The organism is Negativicutes bacterium, assembly GCA_021372785.1.
In the GTDB taxonomy this organism is placed as follows: domain Bacteria; phylum Bacillota; class JAAYKD01; order JAAYKD01; family JAAYKD01; genus JAJFTT01.
On sequence record JAJFTT010000036.1, the window covers coordinates 131094 to 152151 of the forward strand.

A 21058-nucleotide genomic window follows, 5' to 3' on the forward strand; every position below is an offset into this window, starting at 1 on the left:
CGCTAAAGATCTGATCCCCAAAATTCATTTTCCCGCGCTGCGCTCATAATAAAGCCAAAAAGGGAAAAAGGCTGCCGCGAATGCGGTTGCAGTCTTTCCCTCAGCGCTGCATAAAACGGGCTAAAAAATCCTTGGTTTCCTGTTTTTCCGGATGCACAAAAATCTGCTCCGGACTGCCTTCCTCACAAATGATACCTTCGTTCATATAGACGACATGGCTGGCGACATCTTTGGCAAAAGCCATCTCATGGGTGACAATCAGCATGGTCAAACCTTCCTCCGCCAGCGTCCGCATCACGCTGAGCACTTCTCCGACCATCTGCGGATCCAGGGCGGAGGTAGGTTCGTCAAACAGCAAAATTTCAGGCTGCATGGCCAAAGCCCGCGCGATCGCCACCCGCTGTTTCTGGCCGCCGGACAATTGCTTGGGTTTTGCATTGATATAAGGAGACATGCCGACTTTATCAAGATAAACCCGCGCACGCTGATCGGCAGCCTTCTCATCCAGTTTCAGCACCTGCCGCAGACCAACGGTACAGTTTTTTAAAGCCGTCAGATTATTGAATAAGTTAAAACTTTGGAACACCATGCCGACTTTCGCCCGATAGGCCGAAATACCGGTTTGCTGAGTCAGTATATCCTGATCATGAAATAAAATCTGCCCGCCGGTGGGAACCTCCAGCAAATTGATACAGCGCAGCAAGGTGGACTTACCGGAACCGGAGGAGCCGATAATACAAATGACATCACCCATTGCCACAGAAAAATCGATATCGCGCAGTACGATATTGTCTCCGAATTTCTTGGTCAGATGCCGTACTTCCAGAATTTTCTGCCGGCTCAATTGTAATTCGCCTCCTTTTTCCTGGCTTGGAAGCTGTAAAGCCCGCTGGTATGCGCCAAGGTATCCGTAGTGGCTAAATCGTAACTGTCGTCACCGTCCAGGCGGCTTTCCAGGAGTCTGAGCAGCCGTGAGGCTGCCAGCGTCATCACTAAGTAAATGGCCATAATGATAGTTGCGGACTCAAAATACAAATACAAGGCGCCGACCACACTCTTATGCACAAAGAAAAGATCGGTGATACTGATCACGGAAAGCACGGAAGTATCCTTGATATTAATAATAAAGTTATTGCCGATCTGGGGTACGATATTGCGAAAGGCTTGCGGCAATATCACCTGCAGCATCGTCTGAAAGTGGGTCATACCAATTGCCTTGGCGCCTTCCGTTTGACCGGAATCCACCGACAGAATACCGCCGCGTACCGTTTCGGCCATGTAAGCACCGGTATTGATGGATACAATGAAAAATGCCGCGGTCCACATATCCATCGCAATCGAAAATACGATGCGGGCGCCGTAGTAAATGAAGACCGCTTGCACAATCATAGGCGTACCCCGAAACAGCTCGACATAAGCATGCAGGATGAGATTGACAATTTTCAGCAAAATGCGTTTGGGCAAGCGGTCATTCCGGTTGACAGGGATCGTTTGTAGAATTCCCACCGCAAAACCGATCATACAGCCGATCAGTGTGCCGACCAGGGAGATAATCAGCGTGTTACGGGCCCCGATCAGATAGGAGGTATGATACTTGCTCCAGCATTTCACAATGCCAAGCCAAAATTCGGACATAAGAAAGACTCCTTATCAGCTTCTAATCCTGATCAGTTATTCGGAAAGCGGCTGAATGGAAATGGCTTCGTCCATCAGTTGTTCAAAATCGCTGACTGTCATTTTTGCTAAAACACTATTAATCACATCCAGAAGTTCCTTGTTCCCTTTTTTAACGGAAATACCAAGATTGACTTCTTCATCGGACACCTGGAAATTGCCCTCAGTACCGCTAAAATCCAAAGTGATCAGATCATCATAAACTTTTTCCGCAGCCATCGCGGTGGGCAAATCACAGACCACATAATCCACTGCTTTGGATTCCAGGGCGACCAACATGGCAGAGGCAGTCTCCTGAGCGGGGAGAATATTGGCATTGGCAATCTGAGGCAGACAAACATCATACCAAACGGTACCCAACTGAGAAGTCGCGGTGCCGCCCGCTAAATCTGCAATGCTTTTGGCGTTGGCAAAAGCGCCGTCTTTGCTTGTCAGTGTCACAATGGAAGCATAGTAGTAAGGGATAGAAAAATCAACTTGTTCCATGCGCTCGGCCGTAATGGATTGACCGGCAATCACAGCATCCACATCACCGGATTTAAGAGCAGGAATCAAAGAATCCCAATCCAATTTGACAATTTCCAACTGATAACCCAATTTTTCAGCGATTTTCTTTGCCATCATCACATCATAACCGTTGGCATATTGAGAGCTGTCGGCAATTTTCACCGCGTCATGCGTATTCGCGTCCTGAGCCCAGTTGTAAGGCGCATAACTGCACTCCATGGCTACGCGCAGAGTCTTTGTCTGTTCGTTATTGTTGCAGGCGGATACCGCAAACACCAGAAGCAGGAGTACCAGAATCGAACTAATCTTTTTCATTTTTATCATCCTTTCCCTTTATAAAAAAAACACGAGCATTTTCACTTAAGAAAACACTCATGCCCCGTGTATGTATGAATACAATAACACGATCTATGATAGCGCTCCACCTAAGTGACAGTCCGCAGCATATTTTACTGCAGCCCAGCATCTCCTGTTCAGACAAATCAGGAAACACTTCGGCGAAACTCCCCTTTCAACACCGGCCGCTGTTCTGTCGTCGCCGCTGTTTACTGATGGTCTTCGCTCCTCTATCTTCTCATATTTTTTTATTATAAGAATTATCCTAACACATAAGGGAACACTTGTCAAGCGGATTTTTTTAAATTTCCAATTTTCAGAAGTTACGCTCGCTGCGCCTCATACTGCCGCAGTAACTGAACAAACAGCTTCGGAACCTTCCTCATATTTTCCGGTGTTTCTACGAATGAGATCCGGAATTGCGTGCTGCCTGGATTCTGCTCGCCTTTGGGTATGTCATAAAATCCTTTTAAAGGCGCCAACAGCAAGGTTGTCTCCACGCCGTCGCAGCTTACCGAGCCTTTCTGAGCGCAGTATAAAACGAAATCAACACTGTCAAAGCCCGCTTTTACTATCTGTCTGACATCAATCACCGTATAGATCGAGGCATCCGGGTTGGAGACGATCAGCTCCGGTTCCTCTGCCAGTAAGGCATCGTGTACCTCAAAGATCATTTTCTGATAATAATCACGATTGCTTTTGCACCAGGCGGCTATTTCTTCTTTGCTTTCATGGGCGAGCGCGCCAAAAATATATTGGCCGATGACATTGGAGCAGAGATTTGTCGTGTATTCCGCCACCGAACGGTCATTGAATTCCGGACTGTCTGTAATCAGGGCGCCAACCCGTAAACCGCAGGCATTCCATACTTTCGAAGCAGTCTCGATACTGATCCTTCTGCCTTCGATGCCGGCTACTTCGGCATCTGTGAGACCCCAAATACTGACCAGTTCCTTGTCACCGGTGTAATATAATTCGCGGTAGGCCTCGTCACTGATCATCCACATATTATATTTAACACAAAGCGCTGCCAACGCTCTGAGTTGCTCATAATCATAAAGCTGACCGGTTGGATTGTCATAGGGGATTACCAACATGGCGCCTGGTTTGCTGACCTGAATTGTTTTTTCAATTTCCGCAAGGGAAGGCAGGCTGAATTTACCTTCGTCGGATAGACTGCGTTTGACGGTGACTGTCTTGCGCCCGACTCTCTGCGCAAACGAGATATAATTGGTATAAGCCGGGTCAATCATCAGCAGCGGTTTTTCTTCCGAGCCGGCAGGACCGCAGACGCCCAAAATGACCAATTCCATAGCGGAAGAACCGCCGTCGGTCACCTGAACGACTAATTTATCGGTAGCGAAACCTTCACAGGCCAGGATATTTTTAAACGCATTCCGGCATTCTTCAAAACCTGCAGTGGTGGAATATCTGACGATACCTTCGGCAAAGGGGCTGTCGGGTGCATCCAGGTGAAACATTCTTTTTTGCATGGCTGGATTGGTTGGTAATGAAACATTGCCAATGCCGACATTGATCACCGCCGCCGGTTTGTTTTGACGTTCCTCATATTTCATCTGAGCCAAACGCACGGCTGACGGTTTCCTTGATTCATAATGAGCTGACAATTCCGGTTTACTCATAGGTTTGTTCCCTCCTGAACATCTCAATCTAAAATTCATCGTCCTCATAGTAGCACTTTATTCCGTGATTTGCAAGATTTGAGTCGATACTATTTTTGCACAATTCTTTTCTCCGCTGAATTACCAACCCAAATCCAGGCGTGACCGACATGCTTCGCTTTTGGCAGCACGACGCTGCGACGTTGACGCTCCCCATCGCTAAGCAAGAGATTTCCGGTTTTACTCGATAAGTCAGGCTCATGCCGAAACCGGTTTGCTTTTTCGGTCTGCCTCTCTATTTTCTGATTGCCCGGCTGCCAGCCGCATGCGCTTGCTTGCCGCTAAACTTCATTGCCCTCCCTCTCTGACACGATCGCTGTTTTTTGATTCAATTTGCCGTCGGACAGGAAGATCTCCGCTATCACTTGGCCCGTTGATTGGGGGATGGCAATTCCTAAAATTCTCGCCATGGTTGGGGCGATGTCTGTCATTTCAGCCGCCGCGAAACAATAGTCTTTCTTCATCATATCACCCGAAATCAGCAAATTACAGCGGTAGTTTGGCTTATCCGGGGAATAGCCATGCGTGGCATAAGGGATATTTTGCGCTGCCAGATCGAGAATAACCGGTAATTCAAGGCTGTCGTCAAAACAATAGCCGAGCTTTGCTTCCAACATCACAGGAACACTTGAGTCCACATGCAGCGCATCCAACTCCTGACGGGTCATGATTTTCTCGATGCCATAACAGCCTTCTGCGCAAGCGTCCTGCAAAACCGTGAGAGCCAAACGCTCGGCTTCGGCATCGCCCGAACGAAGATGCAGATACGCAGAGCCGCCGGCGCTTTGACAGTAAGCTCTCCAGCTCATTTTGCCATTTTCTTCACTGATTAAACCTGCGGCTGCCAGCAACTGATTCAGACGAACCCGGTATCTGACGTTGAATTGACCATGATCACCTACGACAAGCAAGACAGTTTCTTCGCGGATGCCGGCTTCCTCAACTGCTTGCATGATTTTACCCAATCTGATGTCCATCCGCGCCAGCACCTGCTCAATTTCCGGACCGTTTGTCCCTCGTTTGTGCTTTGTATCATCCAGATCAACCAGATGCAGGAGTAAAAGATTGGGTTTCTTCCGGCGAATCGTATCCACAGCGCAAAGGGTTGAAAAATCATCCAGCTGCGGCTGTTCAATCCCTTTGCGGTAGCGCCCATACTTCCACTCCATCGCAAGACAGTAGAGCGGGCTGCCGTTTCTCAGGATCTTCAGGGTTTGATTCTCCTGCCTAATCGCCACAATCTCCGGCAAATTGTAACGGATGCGCGCCTTACCGCTGACCGGCCAGAGGATCGCCGCCGCCGTCAGGCCGGCTGCGTCTGCCGCGTCATAAATGGTTGCTGTTTTGATTTCTCGTCGATACCAATACCAACTCTGATCCTTTTCGCTGACAAACGGTTCAAAATGATTGTTATGGATAACACCATGCCGATCCGGATCAACCCCAGTCACCATTGTAGTGTGTACAACATAAGTCAGCGTAGGATAAACGCTTCTCAATTGTGTTGTATAGGCGCCGTTTTCGATTAACTGCTTCAAGTTCGCATATCGGCTTGCCTGTTGCCAATTTTCTTCTGAGAATGCATCATAGGAAATGACAATCAGGTGTTTTGCTGTCTGCGGTTTCGTCTGTTCCTGTGGCGCTGGCATGCTAGACCACTTCCGCTTCCGCGCTTTTCACCGCATCCTTTGGTAAAGTGATGAAGACGAAAAAGCCTGCGATGAACAGCGGAATAATTGCCAGAATACTCAATTTGGCATTACCGGTCAGGGTCGTTGTCAATGCCATAATCGCTGGTCCTACAATCGCAGCGAATTTGCCAAAGATATTATAGAAACCAAAGAATTCGTTGGATTGTTCCTTGGGGATGATCTTGGCATAATACGACCGACTCAAGGCTTGAATACCGCCTTGCGCAGAGCCGATTAAAGCGCCTAAAATAAAAATATGCCAGACAGAACTGATAAAGAAAGCGGCGATACAGGAGACGATGTAGGTGAAAATGCCAACAATGATCATGCTTCTGGCAGAATACTTCTGCGCCAGATTGCCATAGAGAATCGCGCAGGGAAAAGCAATGATCTGAATCACCAATAAAATCCCCAGCAGGGTGAAGGTATCCAGCGCATTGGTACCTAAGACCGTTGTGGCATAAGGCACCACCATCTTGATGATCGTATCCACGCCGTCAATATAGAGGAAATAAGCAATGAGAAAAACGAAAACAGTTTTATGCTGTTTAATGTTGTGGAATGTTTTTGCCAGTCGCTTAAAGCTGTTGCCGATGGGGTTGGGTTCCGATTCGATGTAATGCTTCTGCCGCACATCTTTGATCATCGGCACGGTTAAAAGTCCCCACCAGAGCGCGGTGACGATAAAGCCAATCTGATAACCGATTGCCTTGTCCATACCCAAAAGAAAAACTAAAACCAGACTGATCCCAAAAGGAATCACACTGGAAATATAACCGAAGGCAAAACCGCTGGTAGACACCTTATCCATTCTGTCATCCGGCGTGATATCAACTAAAAAGGAATCATAGAAAATATTCGAGCCGGCAAAGCCGATGGCCGACAAAATAAAAAAGAGGATCAACAATTGCCATTGCCCGCTGGCCGGAGAAACAAAAGCCAAAGCTGCTGTCGAAAGGATACCGAGAAAAGCAAAGAAAATGAAAAAGCGCTTTTTCTTATCCTTATAGTCGGCAATCGTGCCTAAAATCGGGCTGAGAATGGCGATAAAAATACTGGCAATGGAATCAAAATAACCCAGATCCATACTGCTCTGCACATTGCGGAACATGCCGAAAACAATGGGCAGCAGCGCTGTCGTCACTGCCATAGAATAAGCCGAATTACCGCAGTCATACAACACCCAGGATCTTTCCTCTTTCGTCAGTTTCATTATGGAACCTCCCTTAAATTAGCTGCTGCTGCTTTGTTGTGCGCAGGCAGCTGAATCACATAATCTTGCGGCGGTCACTCCGCCGCAGCGTGTGACAGGATTTCAATCAATAACCCGGCCGCTCTGAGCTCAAACCGGGTCCCCGCATGGGCTGCGATTTCTGTGAGAGCAGCTTTCTCCCGGACATATGCTCTTCGGCGGTTTACAAATCCCTGTAAAAAGCTTCATCCACACTTGTTTTGATGGCATAATCGTCCTATTCTGCGCTTATCCGCAGAGCAGCCGCTAAAAAATTCAAGCAAGGTTTGCATCCGGCAGTTCGATCTTCTGTTTTGAGCGTACTGTAATGCCGGCCCCCGTCAGGGGATGCGCAAAACTCAAACTCACTGCGCAAAGCTGCTGGCTCTGATAACCATACGCTCGGGAAAATTCCTCTGAAGCCTCGGAACCATACTGTGAATCTCCCAACAAGGGAAATCCGGCAGAGGCGCAATGCACGCGCAATTGGTGGGTGCGCCCGGTTTCCGGTTGCAGCTGCAGCAGACTGCACGCCGCAGTTTTCTGCAATACCCGGTAAAAGGTCTTGGCATACTGTCCGTCCGTGCGGACACAGCGCAGCAGGCTGGTCTCCGAAAGACGGGCGATCGGCTGACAGATTACGTCCTGATCCCGGGCAGGATGACCAAAGACAGCCGCATGATAGGTTTTCACGATACGGCCGCTGCTGAGCTGCTCACTCATTTTAGCATGGATATGCGCATTTTTAGCGATCAGCACCACGCCAAAGGTATCACGGTCGAGCCGATTGATCAGATGAATCGCACACTTCTGATTGGTCTGTTGATAATAATATAAGATGCGGTTGGCCAGCATGCCGGATTCCCGATTGGCGGTCGGATGCATGATGATGCCGCTTGGCTTATCCAGGGCAAGCAGGGCTTCATCTTCATAGAGAATGGTCAAATCCCCCTCTTCGGCGGCATAGTTGGGTGCCTGCTCTTCGATCTCGATACTGATCCGATCGCCGACGGCAACACGATGATATAACCTGACTTGCTCGCCATTGACGCGGCAGACATTGCGCAGTTTCAGCCGTTTTGTCAAGGTCGCCGAAAGCCCCATCTCACTGCGCAGGAAAGTAATCAGCTTCCCCTCCCGCGCTGCGGTATGTTCCAGCAGCAAAGCAACACCTCCCCGCTCTCTATTATTCCAGGCTTAATTTTCTGCCTCACAGATCTGCCTGCTGCAGATCCTGCGGAAAAACGTTCTCGTGTTTCTCTCTCTTGATTTTTTCATCAAATTATTTCCCGCATTGTCTGAACTTATCCTGCGGGCTGCCGCTGCAAAACTTGGTCAATAAAGATCTTGACGATGTCCGGATCAAACTGCGTACCGGCAACACGCAGCAGTTCCGTTTTTGCTTCTTCCAGCGTCATCGATTTCTTGTAGGGCCGCTCCGCCGTCATTGCTTCAAAGGCATCGGCGACACTGATGATGCGGGAAATCAGCAAAATCTGATTGCCTTTTAAACCGCTCGGGTAACCTTTGCCGTCCCAATGTTCGTGATGCTGCAAGGCGTGGATCGCCAAATCGGAATACTCATCGGCCGCCCGCAGGATTTGATAACCAACTTGGGTGTGATTTTTGATCAGATCGTATTCTTCCGCGCTCAATTTCCCCGGTTTCTGCAGAATGGCATCCGGGATTGACATCTTGCCGATATCATGATACATCCCCGCCATTTCCAGTTCTTTCAGCTGATCCGCCGGTAAATTCATCGCCTCACCAATCTGACGGGCATAGTAGCGAACCCGTTCGGAATGGTTCTTTTCCAATTGGTATTTATCGGTCAGAGTTTGCAGAATTGCCTGAATCGCATGGTTGCGCACACTGATACCTTCGGTAAATTTCTGACGATACATATGATTTTCCGCGGATTTCAGCATTTCATCCAGACTTTGCAAGCGACCTTCCTTGCTTTCATAACCGATGGCAACCGAGAGGGGAACATTCATAATCAGGTTCTCCGCCATACTTCGCCTGATCGCATCCTTATAAACATCCATTGTCTGCAGGGACGTATGCGGTAACAGAATGGCGAATTCGTCCCCGCCGATACGCGCAATCACATCACAAGCCTGAAATGTCTCACTCAGAATTTTTGTTACAGCAGTCAGCGCCAGATCGCCTGCCGTGTGTCCGTAGGCGTCATTGATGATCTTCAAGCCGTTGACGTCCAACATCATCACACCCAGCGGATATTGCGCCGTGCGCACAAAAGTATCGAAAGCCTCTACAAAGTATCTGCGGTTATACAAACCCGTCAAATAATCGTGATTGCCCAGATATTCAATCTCACGCTGCTTCTGCTTCTTTTCCGTGACATCGCGGAAAACCAGGACGGCACCGATGATTTCGCCATTGTCCTGATGAATGGGCGAAGCGCTGTCTTCAATAAAGTAACGGCTGCCGTCCCTGGCGAGCAAAATCGTATGATTGGCTAATTCCACTACTTCACCGCTGAGGAAAACTTTTTCAATCGGATTTTCACAGGGTAAATTGTTTGGATCGGAAACAATCTGAAACACCTCCGCAAAGGGTTTGCCTTGTGCTTCCTCTTCTTGCCAGCCTGTCAGCCGCTCTGCCACTCCGTTCAATGAAGTAATACGCCCCTCTGCGTCGGTAGCGATGACGCCGTCTCCGATTGAATGCAGGGTAGCGCTTAAGGTTTCCCTCTCCTGCAACAGCTGCAATTCCAATTGTTTGCGTTGATTGATCACTTCGGTATAAACGATAATGCCGCCGATTTGCTGATTCTCATCATACCAGGGACGGCATTCCCAGCGTGTCCAGTCTACGCTGCCGTCCTGATGTATATAAGAGTCGTCATCCGCTTTTGAAACGATCCCTTGCAATGCCATTTGATGCACATCCCGCCATTTTTGCGGTAAATCCGGAAACACCTCATAATGGTTCTTGCCGATAATATTTTGACCGGAAATGCCATACTCTTCCAGATATCTCTCACTGACAAACAGATAATTCAGTTCTCTGTCGAAAACAGACACACCGCCATTGCTGTGATTGATGATATAGTCCAGTAAGCGATGCGACTGCAGCAAGGCCTGCTCCGCTTTTTTGCGGTCGGTGATATCAGAAACCAAAACCGCAAACTGCCTTGGCCGGATGGCATAGGAATAGGTGGCATAATAACGTTTTGTCGTCTCCAGATAATTTTCATAATACATCGCTTCGCCGCTCAGGGCTACTTTACCTAGCATCTCAATCCAATAAAGTTCCACTTGCGGCATCACTTCGGTGATGCGTTTGCCGATTGCGTTTTCCCGCGTAACACCCAATAAGCTTGTGTAGCTGTCATTCAGATCCAAAAAAACATAATCAACAGGTTTTCCGTTGGCATCGGTGATAATTTCATGCAATGCGAGTCCCTGACTCATGGAAGAATAGAGCAGCCGATATTTTTGCTCCGACTCCTGCAGTTGCTGCTGCAATTGAACCCGATCCGTGATATCCTGTTGATTGCCGAAATGACCGATGACTTTTCCGGTTTCGTCATACATGACGATGTAATCGCCTTCGATGATCATCCTGCTGCCGTCGGCGCGCTTTTCCTCCGTAATGGCATGTAAATAACCGGCATCCAGCATCTGCCGCCAAAATGAGAAGCCCTGTTTCAATTGATCGGCAAAAGAATCACGCGGTGTCCTTGACATCAACTCTGCCGCGCTCAGACCATACTGCTGCAGCAGGGCCGGATTGACTTTTGTATCACGTTGGTGATCAAAAATGTAAGCCAGCGTTTCTTCTTTGTCGATGGAATCATTCCACTCCACCGGCTGATCGAGCATCATAAAAAAGGAACCGGTCAGCGACTGTGTGAAGAACAGATTGAGCAGCCTTTCACTCTTTTCTTTGATCTCCGTTTCGGCAATCAGCTTTTGGTTCAATTCCGCCAAGGTTCGGCGGGCATTTTCCAGCTTACTGGTTCTTTCTTCCACCAAATCTTCCAGGTGATTCATAATCGATTCTGTTTTATCGGCCATGATGTTGAATGCCTGCGCTAGGTTGCCAATTTCATCGGCTTGCCTGACGGGCACCCGCGGAGAAAAATTGCCTTCACCATAGTCTTTGGTCGCTTTCACCAAAGCTGTCAACGGTTGAAACGCTTTTTGCAGGTAGAATAAATAGAGCAGGATCACCGCGATGACTGCCAGAAAGAACGCACCCAAAGCTAAACGAACATTGTCTCGCCAGCCGGTTTCCAGATAGGACTGCGGAATTGCGGAAAGAACGACCCAATTGATCCCTTGATTTTGCACTTCAACGGCACTGAAAAAAAGGTCGAACTCATTGTCGATGTAACGATAATTTGCCGTTCCTGTCGAGAGATACTGCCGATAAGCGCTGGCTAAAGCGCGGTTGCCCAGCTGATCAATCTTCACCCTTTCCAAAACTCCATCTTCCGCAAAGGAAAAATTGGCGAGATTGAGGGAATTGGAAACCAGATATTCAGAATCCTTTTCGACGATCACGGCCAAGCCCTGGCTTTGGCTGACTGTCTCCCGCAGAAAAGTCTCAATGCCGGAGAGGATGACATGGGCTCCCAGAACGCCTGCTAATTCACCGGTTGGCTGATAGATGGGATAAGCCGCGGATACCGTCAGATCATTCATGACGAAGTGCTGATAAATGGGTGAAAACGTACCGCTCTTTGCTGTGTCGGCTGCCCTGTACCAATCCCGCGTTCGCGGATCAAAAGCGGTGGCAGTCTGCAAGATAATGTCACCTGTACTCATGTCCTCGTTCAGGCTGTAATACCAGGTATGACCTCCGGTAGCGGCATTGTTTCTCATAATTTCGATTGCACCGGCGGCATTTCGTCTGGCGCCATAATATTCGCCGGTTTGTGTCCCGTAGCTTAAACTGTAGACTGCCTGTTCGTAAGCTTTTAAGACACCCGCGAAGTACTTTTCACGTTCGACCGCGTTGTTTAAATCGACAATCTCATTCTCGAACAGAAGATGCTGTACCTCGTTGATTTGCAGCGGGGTACGGATAAATTCTTCAATTTGACTTTCTATTTTCGAATTCAAATTCGCTGCCATTTGATTCATCATCTCATCGGAGGAGGAACGCCAGTTGGAAAAAACAAAATAGCCGATACCGATTGTTGAAATCCCCATAATTGTGATGAAAATAACAATAGTCGTTTGTTTGATGGTCAATTGATGTCTGGAAATGTTCGCGTTCATAGGCTCAACCTTTCTGGCGGGTGATGAAAAATTGCTCGGGGATCTGGGCAAACGGCAATCAGTTCATCCCCAAAATGTTTTGTGTCTCGGCTACGCCAGACATTGGCAAAACCAAAAAAGCGGATGCCTGCTTCCTTTTATAGATTTGTCTGTCAATCAAGGAAATACCTCCATTTTAATAATATATCTGCAAAGCGCCTGCTCTTTGCTCTGGTATTTTCCGATCCCATCAAGTCTGTTACCTTCGACGAAGCTGCAATTCATTTTAAAATCCATTCCTTTCGCAGTGCTCAAGGCACATATAGAGATGAAAAGGATGCAAACAGTTTCTTTTCACGCTATTGATCTCACAATCTTTTATCAGTAAACGCAATGCCGGCATCAATTGATTTTTACTTTTCCGGACTGAATTGACTTTTGTATTGCTGCTTATTTTCATACATCAGTCTATCCAGTTTTTTCAAGAATTCTTCCGCATTCATGGCACACTGATCATCATAAAGAGCAGACCCAATGCTCACACTCAAAGCATAAGGTTGCTGGCTGGTTTTGTTATACTGCGCAAAAGCCTGATGGATTTTCTCTTCCATGCTTTGAAGTGCCGTCTGATCAGCCTGCTCCAAGATAATGAAAAATTCATCACCGCCGAAACGGGCAACAAAATCCGCTAAGCGCAAAACGCTGCTGACTAAACCAGCCGCTGTCTTCAAAGCATGGTCTCCCGCTTCATGCCCAAATTGATCATTGATGATTTTAAAATCATTCAAGTCCAGCATCATCGCTGCAAAAAACTGGCCGCTGCCTCTGCCGTTGATTTTATCTGTTAAATAAAGGTCAAGTTTCCTGCGATTACTGACTCCGGTTAAATAATCCGTATGAATGATTTGATTCTGGATATTTAAGTAAATAATCAACAAAGAAACGGCCAGACTGTTCAGACTAAAGGCAACCCCATAAATAAAGATCTGCAAAATAACCGCAATACCGGGAGGAAAAGCAAAAAAAACCAGTGCAAAAAACTGTCTTGCTTCCATTTTACTTCTATTTTTTAAAATCAAAACATAGGCAGCAATCATCATCGCAAAAGTTCCGACAAAAATCAGCGGATAATAGACGGTCCTGTGATAAATATTCGCGGCATCAATCGTATAAAACCAACCGTATTTCAAAGACAAAGTCACGATTACACCATAACCTACGTTGACAGCCGCCAGCCATCGCGCCAGCCGTTTCGTTTTCAGCTCATCACCCACGATTTGCTGATAAACGTACAACAGCCATAAAGACGGTATGCTCCAGTTGAAGAGAAAAACCAGATAATTTCCCACTTGATTCAAGAGGGGGTAAATGGTATCCGGCCTTCCGTCAAACCGCCCCATCAGATCCACCACCAACAGCAGGATCGCCGCTTTTACCAACAAGTTATAAATTTTATTCTGCAGGGATTCTTTTTCTGCATTCTTGATGGATAAAATATAGATGATGAATAAAAGCACGATGGAATAAGCGTTTAAGACAATATTCACGCCGAGATTCATGGCTCATTTCTCCTAATCGGTTCTGCTGCAGTTTACGCTTGCCCAACAGGAGTTGGATCGCGTCTGATGTTTGATTTGTGGTGAATACTCCATTGATTGAAACCAAACCAGACGCTGCCGGTTCCAGTTTGACGATCCAAAAACCTTTGGTTCGTGCTTATTTTACTATATATACTGTATAAACACAAGAAATATCGGGAAATATTCCTGCTTGCGCGTATTTGGACAGTTTTGTTCCATTCTCACCAATCTAAGAACAACCGAAGAGTATGTTGCTTTTCCTGCATTTATTTGGTATCATAAAATAAAAGCAGAAGCAAAGCAAGCAGATAAGAGGGAAAAAAGATGGAAAACCAGGAACAGCCGCATCAACGCCGGGCTCGCTATACGGGTACGCATCCAAAATCTTATCAGGAGAAATATAAAGAATTACAGCCGGAACGTTATGCGGATACCATTGAAGAATTGCTGCAAAAAGGGAAAACACCGGCCGGCATGCATCGCCCTGTCTGCGTGCAGGAAATTTTGCAATTCCTGCAGGTGACACCGGGACAAATCGGGCTGGACGCCACCTTAGGTTATGGCGGACATACCGTAGAACTCCTAAAATGTCTGCAGGCAAAGGGGCATTTATACGCCATTGATGTGGACCCCATGGAACTGCCGCGCACCCGGGCGCGCCTGGAGAACTTAGGTTACGGCTCCGACATCCTGACAACGAGACAAATGAATTTCTCTGCCGTCGACCAAATCGCCAAAGAGGCAGGGCCCTTCCATTTTATCCTGGCGGATTTAGGTGTCTCTTCCATGCAGATTGACAATCCGGCCAGAGGCTTCTCTTTTAAACGCGAAGGTCCTCTGGATTTGCGGCTCAATCCGCAAAAAGGGAAATCCGCCGCGGAGCGCCTGCGAACCATTACAGAAGAGGAATTGCAGGGACTGCTGCTGGAAAATTCCGATGAACCGTATGCCGCACCGATCGCCCGTGCAGTAATTGCCGCCAGAAAAAGCGGCAAAGTGATTGCCACCACCGGCCAGTTGCAGCAAATTATCAGCGAAGCCCTGAAATTTATTCCGGGAAAAAATAAGGAAGATGAAATCAAGAAAGCCTGTCAGCGCTGTTTTCAAGCCCTGCGTATCGATGTGAATCACGAATTGGAAGTGCTCTATCAATTCTTAGAAAAACTTCCCGACGCTTTGGCGCCGGGCGGCCGGGTGGCAATCCTATCCTTTCATTCGGGTGAAGACCGTCTCGTCAAGAAATCTTTTCAGCACTTTTACCGGGAAGGGATCTATCGCGAAATTGCGCCCGACCCCATTCGACCGACAGCCGCGGAATGCAGCAGCAACAGCCGCGCCCGCTCCGCCAAACTGCGTTGGGCAATCAAAGCCTGATTGACGCCTCCAGAGCTCTGCGGTGACGACAATAAAGCGCGCTGCAACTTGGCTTCAAAGTTTCTTCTTAAAAACCGATGCATAGGATAGCGGAACACTATTGATTGGTAGGGAATGGTCTAGACCGTACCGTCGCCTCTAGAGCCCAATGGAAAAAGTCCGGAGGAATTTTTTATTCCGCCGGACTTTTTGCTATTAAATTGAGCATATGCTATTTTTTTGCACTCAGCTTCGCTATCTTGGCACAATGTCAGCACCGCATCTCCATTGCATAAAAGCGGCCGTGTTCCAGGGGGACGGGGGTGTTGGCTCAGGTGTTCCAGGGGGACGGGGGTGTTGGCTCACAACTCCTCAATCACTCTCCTGGATATGCCAGTGACTCTGGCTATTTGTCGGATAGAAAAATTGCTTTTTGCCTTTATGTTTCTAAGAATTTCATCTCTGCTTGCTTTTGTAAAACTTTGAATTTCATCCATACGATCTAAATGAGCCATTTTTCTCATTGCTTCTCTGGCTTCGTTATCATTAAATCTATTGCTGGCAAGGTATTCCAGACAATTATCCTGATTTTGTTCATTATGATACTCCAGAAACTGATCTTCTGGCATTATACTGAAAGCAAGATAACTATCCACTATTTTATGCTTCATAAAATAGTCATGGTAGCTGCTCCATTTATAATCGGATATGTCAGAAACAATACCCGCTTTTACCGGATTCTGATGAATATACCGGATTACCGTCAATAAATAACGCATATTTTCAATGTTCTCACTTTTAAAACGATCCTGATATAAATGACCGCATCTCTGATACTTCGTATTATACCAATGCACATAACTTGCGCAGATCTTACGCATTGATGTTCCCAAATTGTCGTCTTTCATTAATAGATGAATATGATTGCTCATTAAGCAGTATCCAAGAAGTTCAAATTCGCATTGCTCTTTATACAATACAATTGTTTGCAGAAACCTATCTTTGTCTTCGTCATCTTCGAAAATATCTTGATGATTGATACCTCTCATCATTATATGATAGATCCCGCTTTTGCTTTTCTTTCTTGCTGTCCTAGGCATTTCATTCACCTCAATCTCTGTTGCAGGGGACCGGAGCTGAATATGCTCTATTTACATACCTATATTTATACTTTTTTTTATTAATATTTCCCCCGTTTAAAAAATAGTATACTCTATCAAATTTATCGTGTCAATATCCTCACCCCTCGACTCTCAAATCTTGTGCCAACACCCCCGTCCCCTTGGCACATTTGACAAATGAGCGGATTGACCTTATAATATGCCCCATAGGGGTATATGGCATCTCATTCGGTTTTTGGAAAGGCGGCGCTCTCAGATGAAATTTTTTAAAAAAATCCGGGGGGAAGAATCGTTTCGCACACTGTGTTTGACAATATTTTCGGGAATCTTTCTCTTGGCAAGCTTTTTTGGTTGGCTTTCGGATCTACCTTTTGATCCGGCTTGGATCGCCATTGTAATCAGCGGTATTCCCATTGTATTTGGCGCTGTACTGGGATTGGTCAAGGAGTTTGATGTGACGGCCGATGTCCTGGTGGCAATTGCCCTGATTGCCGCTGTTTGGATTGGGGAATACTTTGCTGCCGGCGAAGTTGCCTTCATAATGCAATTAGGTAAGGTTCTTGAAGACGTAACAGCCGGAAAATCACATCAGAGTCTGCAGGCGCTGATCAATCTCACTCCGCAGCAAGCTTGTATCCGCACAGCAGAAGGTGAGAAAGTTATTCTGGCTGCCGCAGTGCAAAGCGGCGATCTCATTTTAATTCGCCCCGGCGAATCAATCCCAGTGGACGGCAGGATTATTCACGGTAATACTACCATCAATCAATCGGTAATGACCGGAGAATCCGTACCGGTTGACCGCACAATCGGCGACGAAGTCTACCAGGGAACCATCAATCAGCAAGGTGTGATTGAAATTGAAGCCACTCAGGTCGGCGAGGATTCTTCATTGAAAAAGATGATTCATCTGGTTGAGGAAGCGGAAGAAAACAAAGCACCCATTGTGCGTATCGCGGATAAATGGGCTCGCATTCTTGTACCGGTTGCCCTGGGTTGCGCTTTACTGATTTGGCTGATCACCAAAGATGTTTATCGAGCCGTCACAGCGCTCGTTGTCTTTTGCCCATGTTCACTGATCCTCGCTACTCCAACGGCAATGATGGCTGCCATAGGCAATGCAACCAAAAATGGAATTCTGATTAAATCCGGTGCGGCGGTAGAGGCAGTGGCAAAGCTCGATACGCTGGTGATGGATAAAACCGGTACCTTAACTTACGGTAAGCTGCAAGTGGAGGATCTTCAGATTCTCGACCCGAACCTGGAGCGCAATCGTTTTCTCGCTTTCATCGCCAGCGCAGAGAAATTCTCCGAGCATCCATTGGCAAAAGCGATCATAAACTATGCTCACAGCCAAGGTATTGTGGCAAAAGATCCCGACAGTTTTGAAATGCAGCCGGGGAAAGGGGTTACAGCACTGGTTGATGGGCATAAAATCTCGCTCGGCGAAAAAATTATTGGTCAAGAACAGATCCAAAATCATCCTGTGGCAGCCCACATGATTGAACAAATGCAAAAACAGGGTAAAACTGTTTTGCCCGTTCTGTGTGATGAAACAATCATCGGCATCATCTCAATCGCCGATACACTCCGCAAAGAAGCGAAAAGCACCCTAGCCGAACTGAAACGAAGCGGCATTGAGCGCATCGTTATGCTGACCGGAGATCATCAGGTTGTAGCGGATTTCATTGGAACTGCGGCTGGTGTAACCGATCTCTTTGCCTCCCAACTGCCTGAAGACAAAGTAAATTCCATCCGGCACTTAACGCAGCAAGGTTATTTTGTCGGCATGGTTGGCGATGGCATAAATGATGCTCCTGCTCTTGCCACCGCCTCTGTCGGAATTGTCATGGGTGCCATCGGGTCCGACGTAGCCTTGGAAGCCGCAGATATTGCTCTGATGGGTGACGATATCAGTAAACTACCTTTTTTGATTCGGATCTGTCGAAAAACAAAAAGCCGGATCGTTTTTAACATCGTAATTTCAATGATTTTGAATTTTGGTGCCATCATTCTGGCAGGTTTTGGCTGGCTTACTCCGGTCACTGCGGCTTTGGTTCATAATTTAGGCTCGGTGTTCGTCGTTGTCAATTCGGCATTGCTGCTCACTTATCGGGAAACGGATTCCCTTGTTTTGCCAATAACTGCCAATTAAATACAGGTTCAATCTGCAATTCGCAAAGAATGAGGAGGTCATGTTATGTCCGCACATCCCCATCACGATACCGAAAAACTTTGCCAACGTCTCAACCGCATCGAAGGGCAGTTGGGCGGGATCCGCAAGATGCTTGAAAATGATCAACCCTGCGATGAAATCATTATTCAATTGAATTCCGCTAAAGCAGCTTTACAGAAGATCAGTCAAATTATCCTGGAAGATCATCTCGATCATTGTGTAATTGACGCGCTTCGTGACGGCGAAAGCGAAGTTCAAATTGATAGTTTAAAACGCGCTATCCGTCAATATACCAAAATGGTTTAACAAAAGCGTGTGCCAACACCCCCGTCCCCCTGGCTCAGATAATCTTCCGTCCATTGATGAATCATGGCATGTAGTTTTTCATGAACTCCCGCTCCCATGACGGTCTCTTCAAATTGTTCAAATTGCTTATACAATTCATCCTGTTTTGCTTCGCTGCAAGCGCGGTCTGCCATAACAAATAGAACATTATTTTCCTTTTCGATATGACTGCGCAGAAGAATTGCGTAATGATTGGCATTCAGTTGGAAGTTCACCGGATCCGCTGCTATTACCGCCTGGCTGATCAAAGCAAGATATTCCCTGCCCATTTGATGCTCGATAAGCATGACGCCAATCGGGCCGCCTTGCTTTGGGATCCCCAATTTCTCCAATACCGGAAATAGGTAATTCTCTTCTTTCCCGTGATGACATTGATCGGCAAATGTTTTCAGAAAGTAAACGAGTTGTTCGCCAAACAGCATTTTTTTATCGGTTTCCAGCTGCGATGACAGAACATGATCCGTGATCTCAAGGACATTCAGAATGGCGGTATGCTCCTTTTTCAGATCCTGTATTGCTTTTCCCATAACCATTGCCTCCTTCTCCTTTTATGCCGGACTAGAAAACTTTTCCGGCTGTTTTACAATTCCGCATCCATTGATATTCCAATCTGACTCAATCCTATATTCTACACCATTGCGCTTTCATCCTGCATACAGTTCGACTGTTACCAGGGGGTTGTTACCAGGGGGACGGGTGTTACCAAGGGGACGGGGGTGTTGGCACAAATTTTGTGCCAACACCCCCGTCCCCCTGGCTCTTGTGCCAACACCCCCGTCCCCTTGGCTCACTTAACGAATTCAATGGCTTCCTTGCCGGTGATTTGTTCAATGTCAATGGCAATTAAGTAAGATTGACTGCAGCCGTCCACTTCTCTTTGCCTGGCTGCCTCTGGTTGATCCCCTGCGTATTTTTCCACGAAGGCCAGGAACGCCTGCCGCTGTTCGGCGCCTTCGGCAATTCTGGCGCGGCCAAAAGCAATCACGCTGCGGAAATAAGTTGTGTATTTTCCACTGATAATTTTGTCTTCATCAATCACCGCAAAAGATACCTTCGGATTCCTGAGGATCGCGTCTATTTTATGGCCGGCCTTTGCCGAATGAAAATAGATTTTCTCATGATCATAGACATAACTGAGCGGCACCGCATAGGGGTAATCATCATCCCCTAAGCACGCCAGAACCCCATTGGTGCATCTGTTCATTACCGCTGCCGTATCCTGCAGTGATAACAATTGTTTTTCTCTGCGCATGGCGCGAAACATCTTGTTTCCCTCACTTTCGCTTTCAGCATTTCCAATCGATTTTGGCCGGATGCGGCTCATCGACGACTGCCACCGCCTGCAATGCAGCCAGCATACGTCCGCATTCTTCCGCCGCAGCAAGCTGCAACTGTTCCCACTGCACTTCGGTTCCCAGTTTATCGTAAGCAACCGCCAAGGCACCATACAAGGCAAGCCCGATGCTATGCCTGGCGGAGTGAATTGTTGAAGCGCATTGCCCGATTGCCCTGGCTGCGGCCTGCGCACCCGGATTTGTTTCGCTTTCCCGGGCGGCGGCGTGACAGGCGAGGATGGCGGCTTTGGCTTCCGGCAGCTTGATGGTTCCTGCTAACCAGGCTTTGGCAGCCTGCAGGGCCTGCTGCGGCCGCAAATCGTGCGGGTACGCTTTAACCCACAGCGGTAAAATAAAGTGTTCGGCATAATCAACCGCCCAATGCGCCAGCGTGGGTTTACTCTGCGTGCCTATCAGTGTCAGCAGCAATTGAATAGACGGCGCCTGCCAGTCGCTGAGCATTTTTCTCGCTTTAGGCAATCAGATCATCCTCTCTCTCCTGCAGCCGCGCTTATTTAACATGTTCAATAAACGTGACAGTCACGCTGTCACCCGGTTGTTTGGCAATTTTGGCACGAATTTCTTTTCGGATGCCAATGATCGGACCGGGTGCACCCATCCTGACCAGTTGTCCATCATAGGGCTCTTCGTCAAATGTGGCATGAACCGCAACACGAGACTTGCCGAATGCCGCTTTTAAGTCATAGGGTACTTCCAAATAAGCGCCGTCGATATCGGGCACTTTCTCAATGCTCGCCGTTAATTGATCAAGCTTGGGGTTCGTGGCTGACACTCCT

17 protein-coding genes are annotated in these 21058 nt (G+C 47.4%); 3 read left to right on the forward strand and 14 right to left on the reverse strand.

Annotation, left to right across the window (positions count from 1 at the left end):
• Nucleotides 1-100: 100 nt before the first annotated feature.
• The 9 genes from LLG09_05300 to LLG09_05340 form a co-directional block, all read right to left on the reverse strand.
• Nucleotides 101-829, reverse strand: coding sequence for an amino acid ABC transporter ATP-binding protein (locus LLG09_05300; protein MCE5196528.1), 729 nt, complete (start codon nt 827-829; stop codon nt 101-103).
• A gap of 11 nt (nt 830-840) precedes the next feature.
• A complete protein-coding gene (locus LLG09_05305; protein MCE5196529.1) occupies nt 841-1635 on the reverse strand; it encodes an amino acid ABC transporter permease in 795 nt (264 codons plus the stop codon).
• A 36-nt stretch (nt 1636-1671) separates the two neighbouring features.
• Entirely contained in the window at nt 1672-2496 is an 825-nt protein-coding gene (locus LLG09_05310; protein ID MCE5196530.1) for a transporter substrate-binding domain-containing protein, read from the reverse strand.
• A gap of 344 nt (nt 2497-2840) precedes the next feature.
• Complete coding sequence (locus tag LLG09_05315) at nt 2841-4160, reverse strand: aminotransferase class I/II-fold pyridoxal phosphate-dependent enzyme (protein MCE5196531.1); 1320 nt, start codon at nt 4158-4160, stop codon at nt 2841-2843.
• 320 nt (nt 4161-4480) lie between these two features.
• The gene (locus tag LLG09_05320) at nt 4481-5848 is read right to left on the reverse strand and encodes an alkaline phosphatase family protein (protein ID MCE5196532.1); all 1368 of its coding nucleotides are present in this window, start codon (nt 5846-5848) and stop codon (nt 4481-4483) included.
• A 1-nt stretch (nt 5849) separates the two neighbouring features.
• The gene (locus LLG09_05325; GenBank protein ID MCE5196533.1) at nt 5850-7103 is read right to left on the reverse strand and encodes an MFS transporter; all 1254 of its coding nucleotides are present in this window, start codon (nt 7101-7103) and stop codon (nt 5850-5852) included.
• A gap of 294 nt (nt 7104-7397) precedes the next feature.
• Complete coding sequence (locus LLG09_05330; GenBank protein MCE5196534.1) at nt 7398-8285, reverse strand: RluA family pseudouridine synthase; 888 nt, start codon at nt 8283-8285, stop codon at nt 7398-7400.
• Between the two features lie 140 nt (nt 8286-8425).
• The gene (locus tag LLG09_05335; GenBank protein ID MCE5196535.1) at nt 8426-12376 is read right to left on the reverse strand and encodes a PAS domain S-box protein; all 3951 of its coding nucleotides are present in this window, start codon (nt 12374-12376) and stop codon (nt 8426-8428) included.
• 392 nt (nt 12377-12768) lie between these two features.
• Nucleotides 12769-13914, reverse strand: a complete 1146-nt coding sequence (locus LLG09_05340; protein MCE5196536.1) for a GGDEF domain-containing protein — start codon at nt 13912-13914, stop codon at nt 12769-12771.
• Nucleotides 13915-14259: 345 nt separating this feature from the next.
• Here LLG09_05340 and rsmH point away from each other — a divergent pair, with 345 nt between their 5' ends.
• A complete protein-coding gene (gene rsmH / locus LLG09_05345) occupies nt 14260-15309 on the forward strand; it encodes a 16S rRNA (cytosine(1402)-N(4))-methyltransferase RsmH (protein ID MCE5196537.1) in 1050 nt (349 codons plus the stop codon).
• A 341-nt stretch (nt 15310-15650) separates the two neighbouring features.
• On the opposite strand, the gene LLG09_05350 is transcribed toward rsmH, so the two are convergent.
• The gene (locus LLG09_05350) at nt 15651-16388 is read right to left on the reverse strand and encodes a transposase (GenBank protein ID MCE5196538.1); all 738 of its coding nucleotides are present in this window, start codon (nt 16386-16388) and stop codon (nt 15651-15653) included.
• 277 nt (nt 16389-16665) lie between these two features.
• On the opposite strand from LLG09_05350, the gene LLG09_05355 reads away from it, so the two are divergent.
• Both LLG09_05355 and LLG09_05360 read left to right on the forward strand, forming a co-directional pair.
• Nucleotides 16666-18561 (forward strand): cation-translocating P-type ATPase, encoded by a 1896-nt coding sequence (locus LLG09_05355; GenBank protein ID MCE5196539.1) that lies wholly within the window; start codon nt 16666-16668, stop codon nt 18559-18561.
• 45 nt (nt 18562-18606) lie between these two features.
• Nucleotides 18607-18888 (forward strand): metal-sensitive transcriptional regulator, encoded by a 282-nt coding sequence (locus tag LLG09_05360; GenBank protein MCE5196540.1) that lies wholly within the window; start codon nt 18607-18609, stop codon nt 18886-18888.
• Here LLG09_05360 and LLG09_05365 read toward each other — a convergent pair.
• The 4 genes from LLG09_05365 to LLG09_05380 all read right to left on the reverse strand — a co-directional run bounded on the left by LLG09_05365 (nt 18885) and on the right by LLG09_05380 (nt 21054).
• Nucleotides 18885-19454 (reverse strand): hemerythrin domain-containing protein, encoded by a 570-nt coding sequence (locus tag LLG09_05365; GenBank protein ID MCE5196541.1) that lies wholly within the window; start codon nt 19452-19454, stop codon nt 18885-18887. The two genes, LLG09_05360 and LLG09_05365, sit on opposite strands and share 4 nt — an antisense overlap.
• Nucleotides 19455-19714: 260 nt before the next feature.
• The gene (locus tag LLG09_05370) at nt 19715-20191 is read right to left on the reverse strand and encodes a pyridoxamine 5'-phosphate oxidase family protein (protein ID MCE5196542.1); all 477 of its coding nucleotides are present in this window, start codon (nt 20189-20191) and stop codon (nt 19715-19717) included.
• Nucleotides 20192-20213: 22 nt separating this feature from the next.
• The gene (locus LLG09_05375) at nt 20214-20741 is read right to left on the reverse strand and encodes a hypothetical protein (GenBank protein MCE5196543.1); all 528 of its coding nucleotides are present in this window, start codon (nt 20739-20741) and stop codon (nt 20214-20216) included.
• A 31-nt stretch (nt 20742-20772) separates the two neighbouring features.
• Entirely contained in the window at nt 20773-21054 is a 282-nt protein-coding gene (locus tag LLG09_05380) for a DUF1905 domain-containing protein (protein ID MCE5196544.1), read from the reverse strand.
• Nucleotides 21055-21058: the final 4 nt, after the last annotated feature.

What these genes read in the sequence shown, in the direction of transcription:
- LLG09_05305 (MCE5196529.1), bottom strand. Translation starts at nt 1,635, where the DNA reads ATGTCCGAATTTTGGCTTGGCATTGTGAAATGCTGGAGCAAGTATCAT.
- LLG09_05310 (MCE5196530.1), bottom strand. Translation starts at nt 2,496, where the DNA reads ATGAAAAAGATTAGTTCGATTCTGGTACTCCTGCTTCTGGTGTTTGCG.
- LLG09_05315 (MCE5196531.1), bottom strand. Translation starts at nt 4,160, where the DNA reads ATGAGTAAACCGGAATTGTCAGCTCATTATGAATCAAGGAAACCGTCA.
- LLG09_05320 (MCE5196532.1), bottom strand. Translation starts at nt 5,848, where the DNA reads ATGCCAGCGCCACAGGAACAGACGAAACCGCAGACAGCAAAACACCTG.
- LLG09_05325 (MCE5196533.1), bottom strand. Translation starts at nt 7,103, where the DNA reads ATGAAACTGACGAAAGAGGAAAGATCCTGGGTGTTGTATGACTGCGGT.
- LLG09_05335 (MCE5196535.1), bottom strand. Translation starts at nt 12,376, where the DNA reads ATGAACGCGAACATTTCCAGACATCAATTGACCATCAAACAAACGACT.
- LLG09_05340 (MCE5196536.1), bottom strand. Translation starts at nt 13,914, where the DNA reads ATGAATCTCGGCGTGAATATTGTCTTAAACGCTTATTCCATCGTGCTT.
- rsmH (MCE5196537.1), top strand. Translation starts at nt 14,260, where the DNA reads ATGGAAAACCAGGAACAGCCGCATCAACGCCGGGCTCGCTATACGGGT.
- LLG09_05350 (MCE5196538.1), bottom strand. Translation starts at nt 16,388, where the DNA reads ATGCCTAGGACAGCAAGAAAGAAAAGCAAAAGCGGGATCTATCATATA.
- LLG09_05355 (MCE5196539.1), top strand. Translation starts at nt 16,666, where the DNA reads ATGAAATTTTTTAAAAAAATCCGGGGGGAAGAATCGTTTCGCACACTG.
- LLG09_05360 (MCE5196540.1), top strand. Translation starts at nt 18,607, where the DNA reads ATGTCCGCACATCCCCATCACGATACCGAAAAACTTTGCCAACGTCTC.
- LLG09_05365 (MCE5196541.1), bottom strand. Translation starts at nt 19,454, where the DNA reads ATGGGAAAAGCAATACAGGATCTGAAAAAGGAGCATACCGCCATTCTG.
- LLG09_05370 (MCE5196542.1), bottom strand. Translation starts at nt 20,191, where the DNA reads ATGTTTCGCGCCATGCGCAGAGAAAAACAATTGTTATCACTGCAGGAT.